This is a genomic window from Actinomadura gamaensis, from assembly GCF_042652125.1.
Classification (GTDB): Bacteria; Actinomycetota; Actinomycetes; order Streptosporangiales; family Streptosporangiaceae; genus Spirillospora; species Spirillospora gamaensis.
In genome coordinates, this window is record NZ_JBHSIT010000004.1 from 584,091 (window position 1) to 608,914 (window position 24,824).

The 24,824-nt window shown below is 74.3% G+C and carries 21 protein-coding genes and 1 pseudogene; 11 read left to right on the top strand and 11 right to left on the bottom strand.

What is annotated here, in order from left to right; genetic code table 11:
- Positions 1-29: 29 nt before the first annotated feature.
- On the bottom strand, positions 30-536 hold the full coding sequence (locus ACFPCY_RS16840) for a Fur family transcriptional regulator (RefSeq protein ID WP_378256124.1): 507 nt from the start codon (positions 534-536) through the stop codon (positions 30-32).
- Between the two features lie 394 nt (positions 537-930).
- Between ACFPCY_RS16840 and ACFPCY_RS16845 the strand changes: the two genes are divergently transcribed.
- From ACFPCY_RS16845 to ACFPCY_RS16860, 4 genes are read left to right on the top strand one after another with little or no spacing between them, the layout of a single operon-like run.
- Positions 931-2,055, top strand: a complete 1,125-nt coding sequence (locus tag ACFPCY_RS16845; protein ID WP_378256126.1) for a CapA family protein — start codon at positions 931-933, stop codon at positions 2,053-2,055.
- Between the two features lie 54 nt (positions 2,056-2,109).
- Entirely contained in the window at positions 2,110-2,892 is a 783-nt protein-coding gene (locus tag ACFPCY_RS16850) for a MerR family transcriptional regulator (protein WP_378256128.1), read from the top strand.
- Positions 2,889-3,437, top strand: coding sequence for a GyrI-like domain-containing protein (locus tag ACFPCY_RS16855; RefSeq protein WP_378256130.1), 549 nt, complete (start codon positions 2,889-2,891; stop codon positions 3,435-3,437). Before ACFPCY_RS16850 ends, ACFPCY_RS16855 begins: the two co-directional genes overlap by 4 nt.
- 41 nt (positions 3,438-3,478) lie before the next feature.
- The gene (locus tag ACFPCY_RS16860) at positions 3,479-5,755 is read left to right on the top strand and encodes an SDR family oxidoreductase (protein WP_378256132.1); all 2,277 of its coding nucleotides are present in this window, start codon (positions 3,479-3,481) and stop codon (positions 5,753-5,755) included.
- A gap of 86 nt (positions 5,756-5,841) precedes the next feature.
- Here the strand turns inward: ACFPCY_RS16860 and ACFPCY_RS16865 are convergent, their stop codons facing one another.
- Entirely contained in the window at positions 5,842-6,075 is a 234-nt protein-coding gene (locus ACFPCY_RS16865) for a hypothetical protein (RefSeq protein WP_378256134.1), read from the bottom strand.
- Positions 6,076-6,856: 781 nt separating this feature from the next.
- Between ACFPCY_RS16865 and ACFPCY_RS16870 the strand changes: the two genes are divergently transcribed.
- Complete coding sequence (locus ACFPCY_RS16870; RefSeq protein ID WP_378256452.1) at positions 6,857-7,756, top strand: LCP family protein; 900 nt, start codon at positions 6,857-6,859, stop codon at positions 7,754-7,756.
- A gap of 92 nt (positions 7,757-7,848) precedes the next feature.
- Here ACFPCY_RS16870 and ACFPCY_RS16875 read toward each other — a convergent pair whose 3' ends face one another.
- On the bottom strand, positions 7,849-9,279 hold the full coding sequence (locus tag ACFPCY_RS16875) for an MFS transporter (RefSeq protein ID WP_378256136.1): 1,431 nt from the start codon (positions 9,277-9,279) through the stop codon (positions 7,849-7,851).
- 70 nt (positions 9,280-9,349) lie between these two features.
- Between ACFPCY_RS16875 and ACFPCY_RS16880 the strand changes: the two are divergent.
- Both ACFPCY_RS16880 and ACFPCY_RS16885 read left to right on the top strand, forming a co-directional pair.
- Positions 9,350-10,345 (top strand): annotated as a pseudogene (locus tag ACFPCY_RS16880) (GlxA family transcriptional regulator); the annotation flags it as partial.
- Between the two features lie 205 nt (positions 10,346-10,550).
- On the top strand, positions 10,551-11,174 hold the full coding sequence (locus ACFPCY_RS16885; protein WP_378256139.1) for a TetR/AcrR family transcriptional regulator: 624 nt from the start codon (positions 10,551-10,553) through the stop codon (positions 11,172-11,174).
- Positions 11,175-11,184: 10 nt separating this feature from the next.
- Here ACFPCY_RS16885 and ACFPCY_RS16890 read toward each other — a convergent pair whose 3' ends face one another.
- From ACFPCY_RS16890 to ACFPCY_RS16910, 5 genes are read right to left on the bottom strand one after another with little or no spacing between them, the layout of a single operon-like run.
- Positions 11,185-12,258, bottom strand: a complete 1,074-nt coding sequence (locus ACFPCY_RS16890) for a CE1 family esterase (protein WP_378256140.1) — start codon at positions 12,256-12,258, stop codon at positions 11,185-11,187.
- A 14-nt stretch (positions 12,259-12,272) separates the two neighbouring features.
- Positions 12,273-12,878 carry a response regulator gene (locus ACFPCY_RS16895; RefSeq protein WP_378256141.1) on the bottom strand — a complete coding sequence of 202 codons (606 nt, stop codon included), beginning with the start codon at positions 12,876-12,878 and terminating at the stop codon, positions 12,273-12,275.
- Positions 12,875-14,116 (bottom strand): sensor histidine kinase, encoded by a 1,242-nt coding sequence (locus ACFPCY_RS16900; protein WP_378256142.1) that lies wholly within the window; start codon positions 14,114-14,116, stop codon positions 12,875-12,877. Before ACFPCY_RS16900 ends, ACFPCY_RS16895 begins: the two co-directional genes overlap by 4 nt.
- 58 nt (positions 14,117-14,174) lie before the next feature.
- Entirely contained in the window at positions 14,175-14,915 is a 741-nt protein-coding gene (locus ACFPCY_RS16905) for an ABC transporter permease (protein WP_378256144.1), read from the bottom strand.
- 48 nt (positions 14,916-14,963) lie between these two features.
- Entirely contained in the window at positions 14,964-15,848 is an 885-nt protein-coding gene (locus ACFPCY_RS16910) for an ABC transporter ATP-binding protein (protein ID WP_378256146.1), read from the bottom strand.
- A 228-nt stretch (positions 15,849-16,076) separates the two neighbouring features.
- On the opposite strand from ACFPCY_RS16910, the gene ACFPCY_RS16915 reads away from it, so the two are divergent.
- The 3 genes from ACFPCY_RS16915 to ACFPCY_RS16925 all read left to right on the top strand — a co-directional run bounded on the left by ACFPCY_RS16915 (position 16,077) and on the right by ACFPCY_RS16925 (position 20,368).
- Entirely contained in the window at positions 16,077-17,180 is a 1,104-nt protein-coding gene (locus ACFPCY_RS16915) for a ferritin-like domain-containing protein (protein WP_378256147.1), read from the top strand.
- A 459-nt stretch (positions 17,181-17,639) separates the two neighbouring features.
- Positions 17,640-19,238 (top strand): hypothetical protein, encoded by a 1,599-nt coding sequence (locus ACFPCY_RS16920; RefSeq protein ID WP_378256149.1) that lies wholly within the window; start codon positions 17,640-17,642, stop codon positions 19,236-19,238.
- 527 nt (positions 19,239-19,765) lie between these two features.
- Positions 19,766-20,368 carry a septal ring lytic transglycosylase RlpA family protein gene (locus tag ACFPCY_RS16925; protein WP_378256151.1) on the top strand — a complete coding sequence of 201 codons (603 nt, stop codon included), beginning with the start codon at positions 19,766-19,768 and terminating at the stop codon, positions 20,366-20,368.
- A 39-nt stretch (positions 20,369-20,407) separates the two neighbouring features.
- On the opposite strand, the gene ACFPCY_RS16930 is transcribed toward ACFPCY_RS16925, so the two are convergent.
- Both ACFPCY_RS16930 and ACFPCY_RS16935 read right to left on the bottom strand, forming a co-directional pair.
- The gene (locus tag ACFPCY_RS16930; RefSeq protein ID WP_378256152.1) at positions 20,408-21,337 is read right to left on the bottom strand and encodes an arginase family protein; all 930 of its coding nucleotides are present in this window, start codon (positions 21,335-21,337) and stop codon (positions 20,408-20,410) included.
- A gap of 90 nt (positions 21,338-21,427) precedes the next feature.
- A complete protein-coding gene (locus ACFPCY_RS16935) occupies positions 21,428-22,312 on the bottom strand; it encodes an alpha/beta hydrolase (protein WP_378256153.1) in 885 nt (294 codons plus the stop codon).
- Between the two features lie 680 nt (positions 22,313-22,992).
- Here ACFPCY_RS16935 and ACFPCY_RS16940 point away from each other — a divergent pair.
- Positions 22,993-23,355, top strand: coding sequence for a DUF1232 domain-containing protein (locus tag ACFPCY_RS16940; protein WP_378256155.1), 363 nt, complete (start codon positions 22,993-22,995; stop codon positions 23,353-23,355).
- Positions 23,356-23,405: 50 nt separating this feature from the next.
- Here the strand turns inward: ACFPCY_RS16940 and ACFPCY_RS16945 are convergent, their stop codons facing one another.
- The gene (locus ACFPCY_RS16945) at positions 23,406-24,158 is read right to left on the bottom strand and encodes an IclR family transcriptional regulator (protein ID WP_378256156.1); all 753 of its coding nucleotides are present in this window, start codon (positions 24,156-24,158) and stop codon (positions 23,406-23,408) included.
- Positions 24,159-24,824 lie beyond the last annotated feature (666 nt).

Genomic DNA, 24,824 nt, shown 5'->3' on the forward strand with positions numbered 1-24,824 from the left:
GTCGGGTGATGCGGTGCCGCGAGGCGCTCTCATGCGCCTGCCGGCCCCGAACCGGACGGACGCTCCGAGGCGGGTCGGCGGTTCGGGCGGGGCGGGGTGTCGGGGGTGGTCTCGCGGCAGGTGGGGCAGAGGCCCCAGAAGGTGATGTCGGCCTCGTCGACCAGGAAGCCGGCGTCGTCGGGCGGGTCGGCGCAGGGCGCGGCGCCCGTGACGCAGTCGACGTCCCGGACCGTTCCGCAGCGGCGGCAGACCAGGTGGTGGTGGTTGTCGCCGACGCGGCCCTCGTACCGGGCCGGGCCGCCCGCCGGCTCGACGCGGCGGACGAGGCCCGCCGCGGTGAGGGCGTGCAGCGCCTCGTACACAGCCTGGAGAGAGACGTGGCCCACACGTTCCCGGACGCCGGCGGCGACCGCGTCCGCGCCGAGGTGGTCCCCGGCCCGGACGGTCTCCAGGATCGCGACGCGGGCCGCCGTGACGCGCAGGCCCGCGCGGCGCAGCTCGTCCGGGGTCGTGGCCGGCGTCCGGGATGAGGTCATGGCTCGACTCTAGGTCCTAAACACGAATGATTCAAGAAAACGAGCAACCAAACTTAGCGAACGCTTCGGGTTCGCTCCTGGATGTATGCCCGGTCTGGGCGGTTGATACTGGTCCGGGCTGCTGATGTTTCATGTGGAACCAGGTAAAGGAAGGGTCGTGGGAGGGTCGAGCACCGGGGCGAATCCCCCGGAATCTCCCTGCTCGCGTGCCATCCTTGGCCGAACCGATCAAGGAGGTGCGGGTGCGATGCGCGACGGACACCCCGCGTTCAGCGCGGTGAAGGACGCGGAACCGGGCGGTGCGCTCCGGCGCGCGCGCCCGCAAAGAACGGCGGACGGTGCGCGCCCGCAGAGGAGCGCGGACAGTGCGCGTCTGCGGAGGGCGGGCGGCGGCGTGTCCCGGCGCGCGGGTTCGCGGAGGACGGCGGGTGTCGCGCTGGCGGCGGTCGGTTGCGCGGTGGCGCTCGCCGCGTCCGCGTGCGGGGGCGGTGGCGGGGGGAACGACGCGTCCGCCGACAGCAAGGGCAAGCCGCCCGCGTCGTCCGGCGAAGGGGGACCGAAGACCGGCGGCCAGCAGCCGGACGCCGTGCGGCAGCCGATCACCATCGCGTTCGGCGGCGACACGCACTTCGAGGGCTCGCTGCGCGGACGGCTCGACTCCCCGCGCACCGCGCTCGGGCCGATCGCGAAGACGCTGAAGGCCGCCGACTTCACCATGCTCAACCTGGAGACGGCGATCACCACCGGCGGGACGAAGGCCCCGAACAAGGAGTTCACCTTCCGCGCGCCGCCCTCGGCGTTCACGGCGCTGAAGGCGGCCGGGGTGGACGTGGTGTCCATGGCCAACAACCACGGCATGGACTACATGGAGACGGGCCTGCGCGACTCGCTCCGCGCGATCAAGAAGAGCGGCTTCCCGGTCGTCGGGATCGGGAAGGACGCCGCGGAGGCGTACCGTCCGGCGCGGTTCACCGTGAAGGGCAACCGGATCGCGGTGGTCGGCGCGACGCAGGTGCTCGACGACCACCTGATCCAGGCGTGGACGGCGACCGACGGCAAGGGCGGCCTGGCGTCCGCCAAGGACGTCCCGCGCCTGGTCCAGGCGGTCAAGGAGGCCCGGAAGGGCGCCGACTACGTGATCGTCCACCTGCACTGGGGGCAGGAGATGCGCAACTGCCCGCTGCCCCGGCAGCAGGAGCTCGCGAAGGCCCTGGTCGCGGCGGGCGCGGACGTCGTGGTCGGCGGGCACGCGCACATCCCGCTCGGTGGCGGCTACCTGGGCGGCAAGTACGTCCACTACGGGATGGGGAACTTCGTGTTCTCGTCCGCGTCCGGGCTGACCGCGAACTCCGGCGTCCTCCTGCTGCGCCTGGACGGCGGGAAGGTCGCCAAGGCCACCTGGAAGCCCGCCCACATCTCCGGCGGGCTCCCCACGCTGATGACCGGTGCCGCCGCGACCGCCGAGCTGAAGCGCTGGAACGGCCTCCGCGCCTGCACCGGCCTGAAGGCCAAACCCTGACGTTCCGTCCTCCGGCTGGACTCTCCCCTCGTGGGAGACGGGACAGTGGAGGACGTGAGCGGAGATCTCCTGCCGATCGGGCGGTTCGCGCGGCTGTGCCGGCTGAGCGTGAAGCGGCTGCGGCACTACGACGAGCTGGGGCTGCTGTCCCCGGCGCACGTCGACCCCGGTTCCGGCTACCGGTACTACCGGCCCGCGCAGGCGCGGGACGCCCTGGCGATCGGACTCCTGCGGACGCTGGACGTCCCGCTGCCGATGATCGCCCGGACGCTCGCCGAGGACGACCCGACCGCGCCGCTGACCGAGGTCCGGGACCGGCAAGCCGCCGAGCTGGCGCGCCGCCGCCGGGCCCTGGACGTGCTGGAACGCCTCCTCACCGAGGGCCTGCCCGCACCACCGGTGACCGTCGTGGACGAGCCCGCCCGGACGGTCGCCGTCGCGCGGGACACCGCGTCCATCGACGACATCGCCCCCGCGATGGGGCGCTGCGTCGCGCGCCTGGCGAGCGTCACGCCCGCCGAACCCGCGATCGGGCTCTTCCCGCTCGACCCCACGGAGGAGTTCCCCGTCGCGCTCGCGTACGTCCTGCCGTCCGGGGCCGAGGCGCCGGACGGCACGCGGCGCGAGGTGCTCGAAGGCGGGCCGTTCGCCACGGCCGTCCACACCGGGCCGTTCGACCAGGTCGGACTCGTCGTGCACGGCCTGCTGGCCTGGTGCGCCGACCACGGTCACACGCCCGGCGCGACGACGCGGGAGACCTACCTCTCCGACCCCCGGACCACGCCACCGGACGCCCTGGTGACGCGCGTGCAGATCAGACTGGAGGACGAACGATGACCGACGCTTGGTATGCGGCCACCGACGAGCCGGCGCTCGTGGAGCTGCCCGCCGTCCGCGGATTGTCCGTAAGCGGACAGGGCGAGCCGGGAGGCGCCGAGCACTCGGCCGCCGTCGAGGCGCTCTACGCGGTGGCCGGCGCGGCGGGTGCGGCCGGTGCGCCGCTCGAAGGGCGCTGGTGGGTGGAGGACGAGCGTCCCCCGCTGGACGTCCCGCGCGCCGAGTGGCGCTGGCACCTGTTCATCAAGGTGGACGGCGACCTCACGCCCGAGCGGGTGGAGCGGGCGCTGGACGCCGTCCGGCCGAAACTCCCCGCGGCGGCGCGCGTGCACCTGACGGAGTTCGCGGAGGGAACGTCCGTGCAGGTCCTGCACCACGGCGGGTACGAGGACGAGCCCGCCACCCTCGCCCGCATGGACGCCTACATGCAGGCCGAGAACCTCGTCCGGCGGGGTCTGCACCACGAGATCTACCTCAGCCTGAGCGAGCTGACCATCCTGCGCCAACCCGTCGTGAGGGTCGATCCCGGAGGCGCGCGGGCGTAGGTTCGCGGAAAGGGCACCCTCCGACGGAGAAGGTGATCGCGGTGCGGGATCACAGGGTGAGGTCGGGCGAGGTCGAACTGGCCGTGCGCGAGCGAGGGGAGGCGCACCGGCCGACGGTCGTGCTCGTGCACGGCTATCCGGACACCAGCGCCGTGTGGGACGAGGTCGCGGACATGCTCGCGCAGCGGTTCCGCGTCCTCGCCTACGACGTGCGGGGAGCGGGCGCGTCCACCACCCCGGACGACCCGAACGACTACCGCATGGAGGCGCTGCTCGGGGACCTCGCCGCCGTCATCGACGCGGTGGGCGGCGACGCGCCCGTCCACCTGGTCGGGCACGACTGGGGGTCCGTCCAGGGCTGGGCGGCCGTCACCGACGACCCGGCGGGCGAGCCGCTCCAGGGCCGGATCGCGTCCTTCACCTCGATCTCCGGCCCGGACTGGCGCCACGTCGCCGAGTGGGCCCGGCGGGAGACGACGGGCCGCGGCGAGCGCCGCCCGGCCCGTTCCGGCCGTCCCGCTCGCTCCGGCCGTCCCGCCGCCGCGCGCGAGCGAGCCGCGGACGACGGCGAGCGCGACCACGACCGCCCAGATCAAGCCGAAGGCGGGCGCGACGCCGCGGAGCGGATGGAAGGCCGGCGCATGATGGCCGGGCAGGCGGCCGAGCGAGCGCGCGCGACGGCTGAGCGAGCGCGCGCGATGGCCGAACGGGCCCGAGCAATGGCCGAACGGACGCGCGGCATGCGTGAAGGCGCGGGACGGACGCGCGGTGTTCGCGAAGGCGCCGGATGGATGCGCGGCGGTCGCAACGGCGCCGGATGGATGCGCGGCGGTCGCGACGGCGCGGGACGGACGCGCGATGCCCGTGAAGGCGCGGGCCGGATGCGCGGTATGCGCGAAGGCGGAGAGCGGATGCGCGGCGTTCGCGAGGGCGCGGGGCGGGTGCGCGACCGTGCCCGCCGGACGGCGCGCGTCCTCGACCAGGCGCGGCGCAGCGCCTACATGCCGGTGTTCGCGGCGCCCGGGACGGGCGAGGCGCTCGCCCGCGTCGTGAGCGCCACGTTCGCGCGCGGCCTGAAGCGCGCCGAGGGCGGCGAGCCGAGGCCCGGGCACCCCGCGCCGACGCTGGCCCGCGACGCGCGCAACGGGCTCGGGCTCTACCGGGCCAACCTGCGGCGGATCCCGTCCGGCGACGGAACGGCGCGGGTGCCGGTGCAGCTGATCGTCCCGACCCGCGACCGGTACGCCACGCCGGAGGCGCTGCTGTCGGCGCGCGGGCACGCCGATCCGCTGTACGTCCGGCGCATCCCGGCCGGGCACTGGGTCGCGCGGACCCACCCGGACCGGATCGCGAACTGGGTGACCGAGTTCATCGACCACCTCGCGGGCGGCCCGGACACCCCGGACCTCGTGCGCGCGCGTGCGGCGGGACGTCCCGGCGGCGAGTACACCGGACGGCTCGTCCTCGTGACCGGCGCGGGCAGCGGCATCGGCCGCGCGACGGCCCGCGCCTTCGCCGCCGAGGGCGCGGAGGTCGTGGTCGCCGACATCGACGAGGGCGCGGCCAAGCACGTCGCCGACGAGATCTCCGGCGCGGGCGGCGGCGACGGCGCGCACGGCGAGGCCCACCCCTACGGCGTGGACGTCGCGGACGCCGAGGCGATGGAGCGGTTCGCCGACTACGTCACCGAGAACTTCGGCGTGCCCGACGTCCTGGTCAACAACGCGGGCATCGGCGTGGCGGGCCCGCTGCTGGAGACCGGCGAGAGCGACTGGGCCCGGATCCGCTCGGTCAACCTGGACGGCGTGTACCGCGGCTGCCGCCTGTTCGGCGCCCGGATGGTCGCGCGCGGCGAGGGCGGGCACATCGTCAACATCGCGTCGATGGCCGCGTTCGTGCCCGGCCCGCACGTCGCCGCGTACTCGGCGACGAAGGCGGCCGTCCTGCAGCTCAGCGAGTGCCTGCGCCAGGAGCTCGTGGACGAGGGCATCGGCGTCACCGCGATCTGCCCCGGCGTGATCGACACCGAGATCCCGCGCCGCACCCGGTACGTCGGGGTGTCCGCCGAGACGGCCGACGACCTGCGGGAGAGCACCGCCCGCGCGTTCGCCCGCCGGGGCTACCCGCCCGAGCGCGTGGCGCGGGCGATCCTGCACGCCGTCCGGCACAACCGTCCGGTCGTCCCGGTCGCCGCCGAGGCGCGGGTGGGCCGGACGATCTCCCGGTTCGCGCCGTCCGCCAACCGCGCCCTCGCCCGCGTGGCCCGCCGCGCGGGCGAGCGCCGCTTCATCGACCAACCGGACATGCCCTCAAGCTGAACCGAGAAGCGCACCGCCGCCCCCGGCGGTGCGCTTCCCCTTTTCCTCCTCCACCCGTCGTTCTCGTGCTGCCGTGCGGCATGGCTTCACGCGTCGGGGAAGCGGCGTTTCTTGGCGTTGTCGAGGAGCACGAGCAGGACGGCCGCGGCGATGACGGCCGCCGTCGCCACGATCCACCAGGCGGGGGACGGCATGCGGGACGGCACGGACAGCAGCGGCCTCCAGCCGAAGTACTTGGCGGGGAACGGCAGCAGCCCTTCGTAGAAGCCCGCGAAGAACACGATCGACTGGAGCCCGTCGTAGGTCTTCGGATCGTCCATGCCGCCAGCTTCGCCGCAGGTCGGGGCGGTCACCAGCGACCAAGGTCGATGGCGCGGGTACCAAGGGGGATCGGCGGCGCGGGCGATCTCTTGTGATTCCTCTGGAACAGGAGGTATGCCCGGATCGTTATCGGGACGGGTGGCGCGGAGACCGCCGCCCTGAACGGCGCCCAGCGGGGGCGGGCGCCGACCGGACCGTCGCGGCCGGGCCGTGGCCCGGCCGCGAGAGCCGGTCGCCGCGGTCGTGGACGCCGGCCCGCATGCCTGGTGGCAGCGCCCGGACCGTCGCGCGGAGCCGCCCTCGACGCGCCGGTCCGACCGACACGAAGGAAGCCTGATGACCAGCCACCGGGCGGGGCCGCCGGTCCCTCAGCCGAGCGAGCCGTCCCCGGACGGCCCTGTCCGCGCGGACACCGGCGCCTGGGCCGCGCCGACCGGCGCTTCGTCCGCGCCCACTGGCGCTTCGTCCGTGCCGACCGGCGCGTCGGCCGCGGGCATCGGCGCTTCGGCCGCGGCTCCGGGCGCTTCGGCCGCGGGTCCCGGCGCTTCGGCCGTGCCCGCCGGTGCTTCGGCCGCGGCCACTGACGTCCCCGAACCGGTCGTCTCCGAGGCGTCCGCTGAGTTCGCGGCGGCGTTCGCCGCTCATGAGGTTCCGCCTACCGCGTCCGTCGTGCCCGGTGCGGGTGGGGTGGACGTGCGGTTGGTGCGGGAGAGGGCCGGCCGGCGGTCCGACGGTTACCGGACGCGAAGGTTGCGGCGTCGTCGGCGGGTTCGGCGGTTGGTGCCGCTCGGAGTGCTGGTCGCGTTGCTGCCGGTCGCCGGGTTCGGGCTTTACTACCAGGTGGACGGCAACATCAGGCATGTGAGCGCGGCGGACCTCGGCCCGCGTCCGGCGAAGCTGACGCGGGCACAGAACATCCTGGTCGTCGGCTCGGACAGCAGGGACGGCGCGAACGCCGCGTACGGGAAGGACCAGGGCGCGCGCACCGACACGATGGTCCTGTTCCACGTCCCGGCGGACGGCAAGAACGTCCGCGGGGTGAGCCTGCCGCGCGACTCGATGGTCCAGATCCCGGCCTGCCGGACGGCGGGCGGCGCGACCGTCGCGGCCCGGACGGGGCAGATCAACGCGGCGTTCAACGAGGCCGGGCTGGCCTGCGCGTGGAAGACCGTCGAGGCGGACACCGGCGTGCGCGTCGACCACGCCCTCCAGATCGACTTCACCGGGTTCAAGTCGATGGTGGACGCGCTCGGCGGCGTCGAGCTGACCGTCCCGGCGAAGATCGACGACGCGAAGGCGAAGCTGCACCTGAACCCCGGGCGGCAGAAGCTGGACGGCGAGCAGGCGCTCGGCTACGCGCGCGCCCGGTACAGCGTCGGGGACGGCTCGGACCTCGGCCGGATCAAGCGGCAGCAGCAGCTCATGACGGCGATGGCGGACAAGGCGCGCGGCCAGCTCGGCAATCCGGCCCGGCTGTACTCGTTCCTGCGGGCGGCGTCCAGGTCCGTGACCACGGACGGCGGGCTCGGGCTGAAGCAGATGTTCGACCTGGCCAACGGGATCGGCGACACCGGGAAGATCAGCTTCACGACCGTTCCGGTCGGGCCGTATCCGGCCGACCCGAACCGCGTCCAGTGGACGCAGCCCGCGGCCGGCCGGCTCTTCCAGTCCCTGCGCTGAGCCCCGTCCGCTCGCCTCCATGCCCGGCCAAGGCGCTCTTCCAGGTTTGCGCTGAGCCCCGCCGGCTCGCGCCCGTGTTCGGCCAAGGCGCGTCAGTCGCGGCGGAAGCGCAGGCAGGCGACGGCGGCGGCGACGCCCGCGCCGGCCATGAGGTACCAGCCGAACCGGTAGTCGGCGAGCACCGGACGGTCGCCCAGCACGAACGTCAGGACGGCGACGCCGAGCGCGGACGCGATCTGCCGCGTGGTCATCAGCACCGCCGAACCGAGCGAGATCCGGTCGCCGGGCAGCGCGGTGGACGCCCCGAACAGCGGCGGCTGGAGCAGCGCCGTGCTCGCGCCGAACAGCACCGCGCCGGGCAGGTAGCCGGGCGCGTATCCGCCGTCGATGCCGACCGCCCACCAGGCCGCGCCGACCGCGAGCGTCAGCCCGCCGAGGACGGCCGAGGCGCGTCCGCCGATGCGCGCGACGACCCGTCCGGACAGCGGTGACAGCACCATGCAGGCCAGCGGGACGGGCGCGAGCGCGAGCGCCGCCTCGACCGCCGACCAGTGCCGGACCTCCGTGAAGTACAGCGTGGTCGAGAGGAGTCCGGCGGCGAACGCCAGGTAGTACAGCCAGACCCCGGTGACGGCGACCGCGAACGTCCGGTTCCGGAACAGCCGGGGGTCGATGATCGGGTCGTGCGCGCGCAGGAGCCGCGCGGCCAGCAGCGGGAGCAGGACGGTGAGCAGCGCCCCGCAGAAGAACGTCGGGATGGACGGGTAGCCCCAGCCGGGTCCCTGCGTGAGCAGCGCGGTCAGCGTCCCGGCCGACGCGAGCAGCAGCGCGGCGCCCTGGAGGTCGAGCGGGCGGCGCTTCACCGCCGTGCCGCCGCCGTTGGCTTCGGCGGTGTCGGGGGTGTCGGGGGCGAGGATCCGCCGTCCCATGACCAGCGCCGCCGCCGCGACCGGCAGGTTGATGAGGAAGATCCAGCGCCATCCGGCGAGCAGCAGCACCCCGCCGAGGACCGGGCCGCAGCCCGCACCGGACGCCGCGACCGCCGTCCAGATCCCCATCACGGTCGGGTGCTCGCGGCGCGGGAAGGCGGGCAGCGCGAGCCCCAGCGACGTCGGGATCAGCAGCGCGCCGGCCACCGCCTGGACGACGCGGGCCGCCACGAGCAGCCCCAGCGTCGGGGCCGCCGCGCAGGCGACCGACGCGACGGCGAACAGCGCCATCCCGGCGAGGAAGACGCGCCGCCGCCCGGCGTCGTCCGCGACGCGCCCGGCGGGCACGAGCAGCGCCGCCAGGACGATCGTGTACGCGTTCAGCACCCACGACACGTCCGCGAGGGACGCCCCGCCGAAGCTCTCCCGCAGCGCGGGGAAGGCGATGTTGACCGCGAACAGGTCGAGGATCGCGAGGAACTGCGCGACGGACGCGACGCCGAGCACCCACCACCGCCGGCGGGAGGGGACGGCGCGCGCGGCGGGCGGGGCCGGTGTGGCGAGCACGCCCGCCAGAGGGGTCTTGGTGTTCATGGTCAAAGCCTCGTTCGGCGGGCCTTCCGCGACGAGTGGCAGAAATGACGCGATGCGCTAGATTCCTGCCATGCGCGTTCTCGCCGTCGTCGTGATGGACGACATGCCGGTGTTCGAGGTGGCCATCCCCTGCCAGATGTTCGGCACGCCCCCGCTCGGACACGAGGGCCCCTGGTACGACATGCGGATCTGCGCCGAAGGCGGGCCGCGGCACGTCCCGATGCGCGGCTCGTCCGGGCACCACGACCTGCCCGGCATGTTCGGCGTCCACGCCACCCACGGCCTCGACGCCCTCCGCGACGCCGACACCGTCATCGTCCCGGCGACCGCCGACGTGAACCGCGACCCGTCCGACGCGCTGCTCACCGCGCTCCGCGACGCCCACGAGCGCGGAGCCCGGATCGTCTCGCTCTGCTCGGGCGGGTTCGTCCTCGCCGCCGCCGGGCTCCTGGACGGACGTGCCAGCGCCGTCCACTGGAAGCACGCCGAGACGCTCGCCCGCCGGTTCCCGCGCGTGCCGGTCGACCCGTCCGTGCTCTACCACGACCACGGCGACCTGCTCACCGGCGCGGGCAACACCGCCGGGATCGACCTCTGCCTGCACCTGATCAGGCACGACCTCGGCTCGGAGGCGGCCACCGCGGTCGCGCGGCACATGGTCGTCCCGCCGCACCGGTCCGGCGGGCAGGCGCAGTACGTGGACGTCCCGATCCCGCGCGCCCACCGCGACGACGGCCTCGGACCCGTCCTGGACTGGGCCGTCGAGCGGCTGCACGACCCGCTGACCGTCGCCGACCTCGCCGCCCGCGCGGGCCTGACCGTCCGGACGCTGCACCGCCGCTTCCACGCCGAGCTGGGCGCGACGCCGCTGCGCTGGCTGCTGACCCAGCGCGTCCTGCGCGCCCGCGAGCTGCTCGAACGCACCGACCTCCCGATCGACGCCGTCGCCGTCCGCTGCGGCCTGGGCAGCGCCCCCAACCTGCGCGCCCACTTCTCCCGCGAGATGGGCGTCTCCCCGAGCGAGTACCGCCGAGCCCACCGCGCCCGCGGCACCGCGGGCGCGTCCGCGCCCGAAATCTTGGACGCGGACGTGCCCGGAACCTTGGACTCGGATGCGACCGGGCTCGTGGACTCGGATGCGACCGGGCTCGTGGACGCGGACGCGACCGGAATTCTGGACGCGGGCGCGGCCGGGGTCGTGCAAGCGGGCGCGGCCGGGATCGTCGCGGCGTGATGTCCGGGGACGGCGCGGACGGGAGACAATGGGGGGTGTGACCGAGATCCGAACCCCGCTCCGCCGCCGTCCCGCCCAGCGCCGCAGCGCCGAACGCGTGCAGCGGATGCTGGACGCCTGCGCGGAGATCCTCGACGAGGACGGCTACGACGGCCTCACCACGACCCGGATCGCCCAGCGCGCCGAGGTCGCGATCGGCTCGGTCTACCAGTTCTTCCCCGACAAGCGGGCGGTGGCGCAGGCGCTCGCGCTGCGCAACCTGGAGGAGTTCGAGCGGCGGGTGTCCGAGCGGCTCGGGCAGGGCGGCTTCGACGACTGGTCCGACACGGTCGGCGCGATCATCGAGATCTTCGTGGGCATGCACCGCTCGGTGCCCGGCTTCCGGGTGCTGCGGTTCGGCGACGTGGCCGACGTCCGGCTGCTGGACGAGGGCGCGGAGAACAACTCCGTCGTCGCCGACCGGCTGCGCGAGCTGATCGTGGAGACGTTCGGCGTCGCCGAGACGCCCGGGCTGGCCACCGCGCTCGCGATCGCGGTCGAGGCCGCCGACGCCGTGCTCAAGCTGGCCTTCCGCCGCGACCCGGACGGCGACCCGGCGATCCTCGCCGAGGCCGAGCGGCTCATCCACGGCTACCTCGCCGACCACATCACCGCCGGCTGAGTGGCGCGGGTCAGGGGGTGGCGGCGGTGTAGGGGGCGCGGTCGCCGCCGACGCCGCTGACCGACGGGTACGGGTACTCGCGGTGGCCGCGCCACCGGGGCGCGCCGCTCGCGAAGGCGTCGAGGGTGACGGCGGTGGCGTCGATCTTCTTCGTGGACGGCCCCGCGCCCACGGGGAAGGAGCCCGGCCAGGCGTGCCCGGCGCCGGAGACGGTGTACAGGTCCACGCGGGCGTCGCGGCGGCAGCCCGTCCAGGAGTGCCGGCGGACGCCCGCGGCGGGCTCGGCCGAGGCGGTCCTGTCGCAGCTGAGCGCGCGTCCCCAGGCCGTCGCCGAGGCGCTCACCGACGGCAGGTCGAACGAGCCGTCCGCCGGGAGCATCCAGGACGGGATCCGGTCGCGGTTCCCGCCGAACGGTTCGCCGCCCTGGTACGGGACGACCGGGTCGGCCGTGCCGTGGAACGCCACGATCGTGGTCGGCGCCGGGCGCGGGCAGGGCCGGGCCAGGTTCAGCCCGGAGACGGCGGCGACTCCGGCGAGCCGTCCGCCGAGGCCGCAGACGAGGGCCGTGGCGAGGCCCGCGCCGTTGGAGAAGCCCGCCGCGAACTCGCGCCGCCGGTCGATGCACAGGCCCTTCTCCAGGTGGTCGAGCAGCGCGCCGACGTAGGCGATGTCGGCGTCGCCCTCGGCCATGCCGGGCAGCTTCCAGCCGGTGCGTCCGGGGGCGCTGTCCGGCTCGACGACCGTGAAGCCGCGCGCCGCGCCCGCGTCGGCGAGCCGTCCGTAGATCGCCTGCTCGAACCCGGACGAGTTCAGCCCGTGCAGGTCGAGGATCAGCGGCGCGGGGCCGCGGTCCTGCGGGTCCCGCCCGGCCCGGTCGGGGGTCTTCACGAGGAAGCCGCGGCCCTGGAAGACGTGCTGCCCGGTGGTCAGCGTCCCGCCGGTGCAGCCGAGGCTGCCCCAGCGCGGCACGGCGGGCGCCGGGCCGGCCGGCTCGGCCTTGATCGTGCCGGGGTCGCCGTGGCAGCCGGCCGCGAGGACACCGGCCACGAACAGCAGCGCGATGACCCTGTGGGACCGGCGCACCGGGACTCGGGAGCTCAGAGCCATCCCTGCGCCCGGGCGGTGTGGACGGCCTCGATGCGGTTGCGCGCTCCCACCTTGTTGATCGCGGAGGAGAGGTAGTTGCGGACGGTGCCCTCCGACAGGTGCATCCCGGCGGCGATGTCGGCGATGGTCGAGCCGTCCGCGCCCGCCGTCAGGACGTCCCGCTCGCGCGGCGAGAGCGGGTTCGGGCCGGCGCTGAGCGCGGCGGCGGCGAGGTTCGGGTCGATCACCCGCTCGCCCGCGACGACGCGGCGGATCGCGGCGGCGAGCTCCTGCGCCGGGCTGTCCTTCACCAGGAACGCCGAAGCGCCCGCCTCCATGGCGCGGCGCAGGTATCCGGGACGGCCGAATGTGGTCAGGATCATCACCCGGCAGGACGGCACGGCGGCGCGGATCTCGGCGGCGGCGGTGAGCCCGTCCTTGCCCGGCATCTCGATGTCGAGGAGGGCGACGTCGGGCCGCTCGCGCGCGGCGGCCAGCACGGCCTCCGCGCCGCCCGCGGCCTCGGCGACCACGTCCAGGTCGTCCTCCAGCCCGAGGAGCGTGGCCAGCGCGCCGCGCACCATGCCCTGGTCCTCAGCCAGCATCACCCGGATCACGACGCAGACCCTACTGCGGGCCTGGAGGTCGCGCCGTCGGCACCGGGAGGTCCGGACGGTCCGGACGGCTCCGGCGGTCCGGACGGCCCGTCCGGTCCCGGCGGCGCGGAGGGGGACAGGGGGAGGCTGGCCGTCACGGCGAACCCGCCGGACGGCCGGGGCTTCGCGGTCAGCGTCCCGCCCGCCGCGTCGATCCGCTCGGCGAGGCCGGTGAGGCCGTTCCCCGGCGTGAAGGACGCCTCGGACGCCTTCCCGTCGTCGGTCACGGTCAGCACGGCGGCGCCGGCCTCGCGCCGGACGGCGATCTCGCAGCGGTGCGCGCGCGAGTGCCGGACGACGTTCGTGACGGCCTCGCGGACGGCCCAGCCGAAAAGGCCGTCCGCGTCGTCCGGAAGCGGGGTGCCGGAGGTGCGGACGACCGGCTCGATCCCCGCGGCGGTCAGCACGGCCCGCGCCCCGTCGAGCTCGCCGGTGAGGTCGCGGCGGCGGTACCCCGAGATCGTGGCGCGGACGTCGCGGAGCGCCTCGCGCGCGACCGACTCGATGTCGTTGACCTCGGCGATCGCGCGGTCCACGTCGCGCGGGGCCATCCGCCGCGCCAGCTCGCTCTTCAGCACGATCAGCGACAGGCTGTGCCCGAGCAGGTCGTGCAGGTCGCGGGCGATGCGCAGCCGCTCGTTGGCCGCGGCGAGGCGGGTGGTCTCCGCGCGCGCCTCGCGCAGCTGCTGGACGAGCGTCCGGGCGTGCCGGAAGGCGAGCATGAACAGGCCGATGGACAGCGCCGTCATCGCGATGGTCAGCAGCCCGTTCCGGCCGACGCCGAGCAGCCGGCACTGGAGCGCGGCGAGGGCCGCCGCCGAGACCACCCCGTACGGGACGATCTTCAGCGGCAGCGTCATCGCCGCGACGATCGACAGGTAGATCGGCATCCCGACCCACTCGGCGCCGAACGCGAACGGCAGCCCCACGCACACCAGGGCGAACAGCCCGAACAGCACGTAGGTGCGGCGACGCGGCGGGACCATCCAGCTCGTCATCGTCAGCGGCGTCGCCATGTACAGCGTGACGAACGCGATCACCGCGAGCACGGCCAGGACGAGCCGCGGCCCGTGGTACCCGGCGACGATCTTGACGAGCGGGACGCTGTAGACCAGCCCGAACGCGGCCCAGAACGCGCGGCGGGGCCGGGACCGCCCGGGGTCCTCGCCGTCGATCGTCTCGTTGAACAGCCGCTTCATGGCTCGCTTCCGTCGGTGCGTCGCTCCGGTCCAGTATTTCGCGTCGTGTCCCCTTCGTTCAGCTCGCCCGCATGGTACGCCGGTAGGCCGGGACGGCCAGCGCGGCCAGCCCGGCCGTCCAGCCCGCGAGCACCAGGGCCGTGGTGGCCGACGGCGCGTGCCCCGACACCAGCGTCCAGCCCAGCGACCCGAACCGGTTGGACGGCGTCCACGCCGCCACCGAGCGCAGCGCGGACGGCAGCTGGCTCACCGGCATCCAGAGACCGCCCAGTATGGACAGCGTGAAATAGCACCCGAGTGTCACCGGCTGCGCGGCGTCCGGGCCGACGAGGCTGCCGATCAGGATGCCGAGCGCCGCGAACGGCAGCGACGCCACCCACATCAGCACGACCATCAGCAGCCAGTGCACCGGATCCACCCGGACCCCCTCGAACGCGACGGCGACCAGGCTGACCAGCAGGATCGCGGGGAGCGCCAGGAACATCGAGGCGACCGTCCGGCCGGCGACGATCGCCCACGGCCGCAGCGGCGTCGTCTGGAGCTGGCGCAGCCAGCCGGACGCGCGCTCGGCCGCGAACCGCTGCCCGGTCGACGACAGCGCCGCCCCGATCGCGCCGAACGACGCCATCGACACCATCAGGTAGGTCTGCGCGTCCAGACCGGTCTTCGCGTCGTGGCCGTCGCTCTTGAAGACGTTCGCCCACAGCAGGTAGAAGCCGACCGGGACGGCGAGGGTGAAGAACGTGAAGCGCCGGTCGCGGAACATCCGCACGATCTCCAGGCGCAGGTAGGCGAGCATCGGAGGGTTGCCTTTCGAGAGGAGGAACGGGGGCGACGGGGATGCGGGTCAGGCGGGGTCGGTGGTGAGGTCGAGGAAGGCCTCCTCCAGGTCGGCGCCGCGGACCTCCAGGTCCCGGACGGTCAGCCCGGTGCGGTACAGCGCCGCGGTCGTCGCGTCGGCGTCCGCGCTGGTCAGGACGGCCGAGGTGCCGCGGATCTCGACGCCGGTGACGCCCGGCAGCCGGTCCAGCCCGGCGGCGGGCTGGTCACCGAGGGTGAACCGGACGGTCCGGGTCCCGGCCCGGGACTTGATCTCGGCGGGGGAGCCGTCGGCGACGATCCGCCCGCGCGCCATGACCACGATCCGGTCGGCGTTCTCGTCCGCCTCCTCCAGGTAGTGGGTGGCGAACAGGATCGTCCGGCCGCCCGCCGCGTAGGCGCGCATGCTGGACCAGAAGGTGCGGCGGGAGGCGACGTCCATCGCGGCGGTCGGCTCGTCCAGGACGAGCAGTTTCGGCCCGCCCGCGATCGCCAGCGCGAACCGGACCCGCTGCCGCTGCCCGCCGGACAGCTTGTCCGCGCGCCGTCCCGCGACCTCGGTGAGGTCGGCGGTTTCGAGGATCTCGCCGAGCGGCAGCGGCTCGGGGTACAGCCCGCGGACGAACCCGACGACCTCCTTGACGGTCAGGCCCTCGACGAGCGCGCCGTCCTGGAGCATCGCGCCGACGCGCCCGCGGGCGACGGCGGTCAGCGGGTCGTCGCCGAACACCTCGACGCGGCCGGAGTCGGGGCGGGCGAGGCCGAGCAGCATGGAGATCGTCGTGCTCTTGCCCGCGCCGTTCGGGCCGAGCAGCGCGAGCGTCCGCCCGGCCGGGACGGTGAGGTCGAGCGCCTCGACCGCGCGGACCTCGCCGTAGCTCTTCGCGACGGTGGTGAAGGTGATGGCGTCCATGGGTCCAACGCTAGGAAGGCGCTGGTCACGGGGTTAGTGAAGGTTGTCGCGGGCCCGCGATGACTTTTGTCATGGCGCCGGCGGCGATTCCGGACGGCGCGAAGGGGTCTGGTCCCGGCCCGCTTTACATGTTACGAAGGGATGTAAAGCGGTGGGCGGCACCACCCCGCGCCGTCCCGCGGCCGCGCCGAGGCCCGCGGGCGGCCGCGTCCCGGGAGGCTGGCACGCATGACCTCGTACGACTTCTACGTCTCGCCCGTCCCCAAGGAGACCTGGGACGTGCCCATGTCGGGCGACGCCCGGTTCACCTGGGAGTACGACGACGGCCGCGACCGGCTGCTGAACCTGTACCAGAAGGGCAAGGACAAGCAGTGGGACGCGCAGAAGCGCATCGACTGGGACCTGGAGGTCGATCCGGACAACGTCGCGGGCCTGCCCGAGCAGTTCAACCCGCTGTTCGGCTCGGACATCTGGGACAAGATGTCGCAGAAGGAGCGGGACGAGTTCGGACGGCACCAGGGAGCGTGGCTGTTCAGCCAGTTCCTGCACGGTGAGCAGGGCGCGCTGAACGTGTCGGCGCGCATCGTCCAGTCCGTCCCGGACCTGGACTCCAAGTTCTACGCCGCCACCCAGACCATGGACGAGGCGCGGCACGTGGAGCTGTACTCGCGGTTCCTGCGCGAGAAGATCGGCATGTACTACCCGATCAACCAGGACCTGGCGAAGCTGCTCGCCGAGTCGCTGGAGGACTCCCGCTGGGACCTGCCCTACCTCGGGATGCAGGTGCTCATCGAGGGCCTCGCGCTCGCCGCGTTCGGGCTGTACCGGGACATGTCCACCAACCCGCTGGTCAAGCAGCTCCTCGCGTACGTGATGCAGGACGAGGCGCGGCACGTCGCGTTCGGACGGCTCGCGCTGCGCGACTACTACGCCGAACTCACCACGAAGGAGCGCGCCGAGCGCGAGGAGTTCGTCGTCGAGGGCTGCTATCTGATGCGCGACCGGTTCAAGGGCCGGGAGGTCTTCGAACAGCTCGGGATGCCGCTCGACACGTGCATGGAGTACGTCGACAACTCCGACATGTACACCCTCTACCAGTCGCTGTTGTTCAGCCGGATCGTGCCGTGCGTGAAGGACGTCGGGCTGTGGGGCGAGAAGGTGCAGGCGGCCTACCTCGACATGGGCGTGCTCGACAACGCCAAGGCCGACCTCGAAGCGCTGATGAAGCAGGACGAGGACATCGCCGACGCCGTGGACCGCGAGCGCTACGAGCGCGAACTCGCCGCCCGGCGCACCGAGGTCGACGAGGCCATCGCCCTGGGCGACGGCTGAGCCGCAGGTGAGCCGCAGGTGGGTCGCTGGTGAACCGCGGGTGGGTCGCTGGTGAGCCGCGGGCGAGCCTCGGCTGAGCCGCGGGCAGGGCGCGGGCGAGCCGTTGGCGAGCCGCGGGACCGTTTGGGCTCGACATAGGGCTTGGGTGCGGACGGTAAAAAGCGAGGACGCCGGATCGGCGTCCTCGCTTCGCCGTCTCTCCCAGAAGTTCCCAAATGGCCTTGGTGAAGCGGGCTGAAATGCCGCCGGATGTCCTGGAATAACGGACGGACTTCCGGGGCCGAGGCCTTTCCTTTGGATCGTTTCTCGCGTCTTCAATTCCTTCGTGTATCGGGTGTGCGCGGCCATCGGCTGTACTAACGTCCCCGCTCGGAAACCGGTGCACGCCACCGGACGGCACAGCGGGGCCCGCATCGATGGCCCGCCAGTGCAGGATCAATCCGATTCCCGGGGGGAAACATGAACCGATCCGCGCGCAACCTGATCAGGGCCACCGCCTTCGCGCCACTCGCCGTCGCGCTGGCGGGCCTCTCCGGCCCGGCCTACGCCGGCCAGCCCCTTCCGGCCGACACGGGCCAGGCCCGTCCGGCCGACGCCGCCCCGGAGGGCCTGTACAGCCTCCAGGGCACGATCCAGGACCTCGCCCAGTCGCTCACCCACGCCACGGGCGGCCTCGGCCACGCCATCCCGGCCGCCGCCGGCGCGAACGAGCGCCACGCCATCCCGGCCGCCGCCGGGGCGAACCAGCGCCGCGCCGTCCGGACGCCGCGTCCCGGCGCTGCCGAGCCCGCGCCGACCGGGCAGGTCCGCCTCGGCCTGCCGAAGCAGCTGACCTCCCCGCTCGGCCTGCCGGACGAGGCGAGCCTGCCGGTCACGGTCCCGTCCCTGCCGAACGTGCCGCTGCCGCCGCTCAACCCGCCCGCGCCGAACGCGCCGTCCGCGCCCACCGGGGCGTCCGCGCCCACCGGGGCGTCCGCGCCGAACGGCCCGTCCGCGCCGAACGGCCCCTCCACGCCGAACGGGCAGATGGGCCCGAACGGCCAGACGGGTCCGAACGGGCCCACCGGCCCGGGCGGACCGACCGGGGGAAGCGGGCAGGGCGCGCACCACCACGGGCACCAGGCACACCACGCCCACCACGCGCACCACGCGCACCCGGGCCGTCCCTCGAAGCCGACCGGCCCGACGGGGCCGACCGGCCCGACCGGCCCGACCGGCCCGACCGGTCGGCAGGAGGCGCACCGGCCGGGCGCGTCGCACGCCGCGAACGGCGCCGCCAAGCCGGGCCGTCCGGCCCGGCCGTCCGGCCGGCGCATCGCGAACGGCCACTTCCCGCGGCCGCAGTCGTTCCCCGTCGCCCTGCCGGCGGCGCTGCCCGTGCTCCCGGGCCTGTTCGCGAAGCTCATGCCGCCGATGGACGCCATGAAGCCCGCCACTCCGCCGAACGCCCGCACCCGGACCGAGGAGGGGCCGGTCGGCGGCCTGGTGTCCAAGCTGACCGGCGCGCCGAACATGCTGCCGGTGTCCCTGCCGGGCGCCTCGCGGCTTCCGCTCTCCGCGGAGCGCAGGGCCGACGTCCCCGGCGCCGAGGCGCCCGGTGCCGGCGGTGTCGGCAACGTCCTCGGCGCCCTCGGCGGCGTCACCGGCATGGCGAAGAACCTGCCCATCTCGCTGCCCCACACGCCGCTGCTGCCCGGCGACCAGCAGGGCCCGGCCGGCGCGCAGAACCCCGGCGGTCCGCAGGGGCCGTCCGGCCGGCGGACGCTGCCGGCCGACCTGCCGCTGCCCGGCGGCGACGTCCTCGGCAAGCTGAACGGCGTGACCTCGCTGGTCGGCGGCCTGCCGGCGGGCCTGCCGAAGGCGTCCGGCGGGGACGTTGAGCGCGTCCGGACCGCGCCCGCGGCCACCCGTCCGTCCTCGCCGCAGCCGCAGCCGCAGCCGCAGCCGCAGATGCACCCGCTGCCCGCCCTGAACGACGTGCTGAACAAGGTGGACCACTGGTCCGGCCCGCTGGCGGGCGACATGTTCGGCCACATGAACGGGACGGGCAACGCCTGAACCGACCCTCCGGACGGACGTCCGGACCGCACCTCGGGTGACCCACGGGACGCCCGCGCCCACCCGGCGCGGGCGTCCCGTCCGTCTGTCCGGAGAAGTGAATTACACCGTTGTTATCCCGTCGAGATTGGCCCACGGAATCTTGACGCAGCGCACTAGATCCACTTCGCTGCGACAAAATCATGGTGACAAACCCCACAAAGTCCGGGCTTTCGCTTGCGTCATGCGCGGCACGCCGTACGGTCAAGGACTTGTGTGCGGCCCCATCTGAGATCGCTGTTGTTCATCCAACTGAAGATGGCCGGGAGCCGCACCACCGGACGCCCGATCCGCACCGCAGCGGACGCGTCGAACCATCGGTGCCGAGAACCGGCCACGAGGCGGAGCATCCCTCGTAGCAGCAGATCCCGCGGGGCACGCGCGACCACGAAGAGAGATCCTCGTCGGCGTGCGCGTCATGCGCGGATCCGCCCGGAAAGCGGCGCACCGGGTGTCCGGGGTCCTGTCCCCGAACGAAGGACTTCTCCGTGGGTAAGCATCGCCCGAAGTTCCGCCTCCGTACCATCCTCGTCGCCTCGGGCGTCGCGGTCGCCGTCCTGGCGGCCGGCGCGGCGGCACTGCTGATGGGAGGCGGCAGCGGCGGTTCCGCCGACGCGGCGCAGGCGCGGCAGACGGCCGCCCCGCCGACCCAGCCCCCGACCAGCCGGACCCCCCTGGCGGACCAGCCCCGCACGACCCCCGGCCGGGCCAGCCGCGGTGAAACGCGTCCCCCCGTGCCGAAGCCGGTGAAGACCACCGATGCGCCCAAGCCGAAGCCCAAGAAGCGCGCCTACACCGTGCTGTCGTCCGGCAGCTGCGAGGCGTCGTCCTACGGCGAGGGCCAGGAGACGGCGAGCGGCGAGCCGTTCAACCCCAACGCGCTGACCGCCGCGCACAAGACCCTGCCGTTCGGCAGCAGGGTCCGCGTCACGAACAAGAACAACGGCGAGTCGGTCATCGTCCGCATCAACGACCGCGGCCCCTACGTCGGAGGCCGCTGCCTGGACCTGTCCACCGCCGCCATGAAGCAGGTGGACGGCATGGGCGCGGGCGTCATCCCCGTCCGCTACGAGGTCCTCTCCCGCGCCTGATCCCGGCTCTCCCGGCGCGAGATCGCGCACCTACGAGGCTCACGGCGTGCGCGAGGAGGCGAAGGCGGTCGTCAGCGCGTCCACGAGGGACGCACCGGCCGAGCCGTCCGGATCCACGTCCGGGTCGTAGATCGCCACGTTCATGCCGACGACGCGCGGGCTCGCCAGCAGGACGGACAGCAGTTCCGCGAGGTCGTCCAGGGAGATCCCGTTCGGGTTCGGCGAGTCCACGGCGGGCATGACGCCGCGGTCGAGGACGTCCGCGTCCAGGTGGACCCAGAAGCCGTCGGACGCGGCGTCTTCGAGGACGTCCAGGGCGGCCTCGGCGGCGGCCTTCGCGCCGCGCGTGCGGATCTCCTCGCTGGAGAACTTCGGGATCGCCGAGGATTCGAAGATCTCGGACGCGAGGTCCTGGTGGTCCTCCGGTTCCCACTGGTAGCCGAGGGCGACGGTCCGCTCCTCGGCGACGTACGGGCGCAGGCCGTCCAGGTCGGTGAGCCCGTCCGGGCCGTGGCCGGTGGCCAGGCGCAGGGCGTAGCCCGCCACGTTGCGGACGCCGTGGGCCTTGGCGCGGTCGCGCGGCGGGGCGTAGTCGGCGTGCCCGTCGAGGTAGGCGAGGCCGTAGTCGCCGCGCCGCCGCAGCGCGAGCAGCGGGCCGAGCAGGATCCCGCAGTCCCCGCCGAGGACGAGCGGGAACCGGCCGTCGTCGAGCAGTTCGCCGACGCGGTCGGCCAACTGTGTCGTGTAGGCGATGTGAGCCTGTCCGTTCCGGTAGCCCGTGATCGGGTCGGGGACGGACGCGTACGGCGGCGGTTCGACGCGTCCGGCCTCCTCGGCGTCCAGGCGCGTGGCGAGCCCGTGCGCGCGCAGCGCCTCGGGCAGATGGCGCGCGCCGGGGACGTGCCCTTCGCGCAACGGGCGGAGCCCGATGTTGGACGGGGCGTCCAGCAGCCAGACCCGGCGAGTCATCGCACACCTCCTCGACACCCTCTAAACCGTTTAGGTGGTGTCGAAGATCAGCGTAGCGTCCACCGGGGCGATCGGTCGAGAGGCGTCCGCCTAGGAGGAACTGCCGGTCAGGTGCAGCGAGACCGGCGGAGCGGACCGGGACGCCGGCTCCGCCAGCCGCTCCCGGAACCAGTCGGTGAGCACGCCGTCCACCCGGACCGCCTCGGTGATCGGCGCCCGCGCCTCCAGGCCCGGCTCGGCCGCGAGCGCGTGCCCCATCCGGAACGTCGCCGACTCCACCGTGGGCGCGCCGCACCGCGACAGCAGGTCGCGCAGCGCGGTCACCTCGGCCGCCGGGACGATCCGGTCCCGCGCCCCGCCGATCAGCAGCAGCGCCGCGCCCGCCCCGGCGATCCGCGCGGCGTGCTCCGACAGGTCGAGCCGCTCGGCCATCGCGATCGCGCCGGGACTCCAGATGCGCTCCCGCCCCGCGCGCTTCTCCACCGAACGCGCCGCCCGCGCGGGCGAGACGACCGGCGCGATCAGCGCGGCCGTGCTGACCTGCACCTCCCGCCGCGCGAGCACGAGCAGCACCACCGCCGCGCCCGCCGAGAACCCGGTCAGCGCCACCGGCCCCGCCGGGACGCCGAGATCGCGGCGCAGATCCGCGAGGACGGCGGGCAGCCGGTCGGCGCCCTGCTCCACGGCCGTCCCGAAAGCGGTGATGCCCGCGTCCGAAAGGAACACCTGCGAGTCGAGCCCGGTCGGCAACCCGCCCGCCGGATCCCCGGACCGCGGCAGGTCCAGGTACACCCGCCAGGTCGGCACGCCGGTCATCGGCACCGCCGCCGCCATCGCCGCCGCCGCGCGCGGCGGATCGAACCCGGGCCACGCCACCACGAGCCGCGTCGGCCCGCTCGCCCGCGCGTCCACCGCGGTGGGCGGCAACGCGACGTAACCGAGCCCGGCAGCCGTCCCCCGAATGGGCCGCGCCAACTCCCGCCCCCCTCGCCCGACCTCGTCCCCGCCGTCCCCTACCCCGTCCCGCCGCCCCCCAACACCCACCCGCACCCCCGCGCGCTGGGTGTTCGCGGGCCGTGCGTTCGTGGCCGGCGCGGCTTCGGGCCGGGTGTTCGTGCTCGGTGGCTCCGCGTTCGGTGGCTCCGTGCTCGGCGCGTCGGTGACGCGTGTGTCTTCGTGCTGCGCGCCCGGGGGCGGCGCGTTCGTGCCCGGCGCGGGTGTGAGGGGCGGCGCGTCGGCGGGAGGGGCGGCGGACGGGCGGACGGCGTCCGGGGACGGGTCCGGGCTGGCGGCTGGGGCGGTCATCGTCCTGGTCAGCTCCTCGCGGTCGCGGCGGTCGCCTGCGCGGACACCGGCGCGTCCGGGGGCCGCAGGGGGCCGGAGGGCGCGCGGTGCCGCGGACGGACGGGAGGCGGCGCTCCTCCCGCGAGTCCGGAGTTACCTGGTCTCATGTTTCCAGCGGGCGGCGGATAATGCCCCCCAATCCCCACAGTCTGTCTACGAAAGACAGCAAAGTGTCACCCGCGATCACCGTCCTGCCGCTGGCCGGCGAGGTCGGACGGGCCGGCGGACGAGGGAACAAGATAGGTCTCGATTGCGTCTTAAATAAGGATGGGCGGGGACAGACCGCCCACAAGACCTCTCCGGGAGGGCGAGTGAACGGGAAGCGAGGCGCTGCGGCCGCCGGCCAGGCGTGGCAGATCTACAGCGAGACGCTCCAGGACGGCGCGCCCCGGTTCGGCGAGCGCGTCCGCGCCGTGCCCCGGATGCTGAAGGCCGTCCTGCGCGGCGACTACAAGGGCATGTCGATCGGGACGCTGGGCCTGCTGGCCCTGGGGCTCGTCTACATCATCTCGCCGATCGACGCGATCCCCGACCTGCTGCCCGTCGTCGGCGTCGTGGACGACACCGGCGTGGCGCTGTGGATGGCGACGGCCCTGATCCGCGCGGCCGGCGACTTCATCGCCTGGGAGCGCGGCGGCCGTCCCCACGTCGTGGTGGGGGACGTCGTCGACTGACCGACGTCCCGGAAAGAAGGCCGACGGCACGTGCCGTCGGCCTTTTCGCGTCAGGGGCGGGGCGCGCCGTCCAGGTCGGCGGCGAACCCGGCGGCCACCGAGCGCATCACCGGGACGACCTCCAGCACCGCCTCATGCGTCATCCGCGCGGACGGTCCCGACACCGAGAACGCCGTAAGCGTCGGAGCGCCGGGCAGGGGCACGGCCACGCACCGGACGCCGACCTCCTGCTCCTCGTCGTCCACGGCGTAGCCGCGTTCGCGCACGCGCACGAGCTCGTCCACCAGCGCGTTCGCGTCGGTGAAGGTGTGCGGGGTGCGGGCGGGCATGCCCGTCCGGGACAGGATCTCCCGCACGCGCGACTCGGGGAGCTGCGCCAGCAGGGCCTTCCCGACGCCCGTGCAGTGCGGCAGGACGCGCCGTCCGACCTCGGTGAACATCCGCATCGAGTGCCGCGACGGGACCTGCGCGACGTACACCGCCGCGTCCCCCTCCAGGACGGCCATGTTCGCGGTCTCGCCCACCTCGTCCACGAGCCGGGCCAGCGCGGGCCGCGCCCACGAGCCGAGCAGCCGGCCCGCGCCGTCGCCGAGCCGGATCAGCCGGGGCCCGAGCGCGTACCGCTTGTTCGCCTCCTGGCGGACGTAACCGTGGTTCACGAGCGTCCGCATCAGCCGGTAGATCGTCGGCATCGGCAGCCCGGACACCTCGGTCAGCTCCGACAGGGCCATCTCGCCGCCCCCGTCCGCCAGGTGTTCCAGCAGCTCGAAGGCGCGTTCCAGGGACCGTACGGCCTCCGCCACCGATGTCTCCTCTCCCGGGGAATCCCCCAATCCTACGGAGAACCGATTTCGCTGTGCGAAAGACGTTCACGGGGTTACGGTCCGTGTCCGAGTGGTTATAACAGCGGATGCCCCCCGGACGAGACCTGACCGAAACGGCGCAGCGGAAGGAACCGGCGATGGGGGACAAGGCGACGTATCGCCGCGAGCCACGGGCGTGCCACGCCTCGGAGGGCCGCCGCACCGGGCGCCGGCTCGGCACGGCCCTGCTGGGAGGAGCGCTCGCGATCCCGCCGGTGCTGCTGGGCCCGTCCGCCTGGGCGATCACCAGCCCGTCCGGCCCGCACCCGACGTCCGAGACGCTCGACTCGTTCGTCCTCACCCGCGACTCCGCACCCCTGGACCCGCCCGACACCGAACAGGCGAACACGCCCGCCCTCGCACAGGCGAACGCGCTCGGCACCGGGCAAGCGGACGCGTCGGCCCCCGCGCGGGCGAACTCGCAGGCGAGCGCGCCGAACACGCCCCCCGCGAGCGCGCACGCCCCGGCGCGGACGAACGCGTCAGCCCCCGCGCAGGGGAGCGCACCGGCCTCCGCGCAGGGGAGCGCGCCGGGCTCCGTGCAGGGGGGCGCACCCGCCTCCGCGCAGGGGAGCGTGCCGGGCTCCGCGCAGGTGGGCGTGCCGG

What these genes read in the sequence shown, in the direction of transcription:
- ACFPCY_RS16840 (WP_378256124.1), bottom strand. Translation starts at nt 536, where the DNA reads ATGACCTCATCCCGGACGCCGGCCACGACCCCGGACGAGCTGCGCCGC.
- ACFPCY_RS16855 (WP_378256130.1), top strand. Translation starts at nt 2,889, where the DNA reads ATGACCGACGCTTGGTATGCGGCCACCGACGAGCCGGCGCTCGTGGAG.
- ACFPCY_RS16865 (WP_378256134.1), bottom strand. Translation starts at nt 6,075, where the DNA reads ATGGACGATCCGAAGACCTACGACGGGCTCCAGTCGATCGTGTTCTTC.
- ACFPCY_RS16875 (WP_378256136.1), bottom strand. Translation starts at nt 9,279, where the DNA reads ATGAACACCAAGACCCCTCTGGCGGGCGTGCTCGCCACACCGGCCCCG.
- ACFPCY_RS16900 (WP_378256142.1), bottom strand. Translation starts at nt 14,116, where the DNA reads ATGAAGCGGCTGTTCAACGAGACGATCGACGGCGAGGACCCCGGGCGG.
- ACFPCY_RS16905 (WP_378256144.1), bottom strand. Translation starts at nt 14,915, where the DNA reads ATGCTCGCCTACCTGCGCCTGGAGATCGTGCGGATGTTCCGCGACCGG.
- ACFPCY_RS16910 (WP_378256146.1), bottom strand. Translation starts at nt 15,848, where the DNA reads ATGGACGCCATCACCTTCACCACCGTCGCGAAGAGCTACGGCGAGGTC.
- ACFPCY_RS16915 (WP_378256147.1), top strand. Translation starts at nt 16,077, where the DNA reads ATGACCTCGTACGACTTCTACGTCTCGCCCGTCCCCAAGGAGACCTGG.
- ACFPCY_RS16920 (WP_378256149.1), top strand. Translation starts at nt 17,640, where the DNA reads ATGAACCGATCCGCGCGCAACCTGATCAGGGCCACCGCCTTCGCGCCA.
- ACFPCY_RS16930 (WP_378256152.1), bottom strand. Translation starts at nt 21,337, where the DNA reads ATGACTCGCCGGGTCTGGCTGCTGGACGCCCCGTCCAACATCGGGCTC.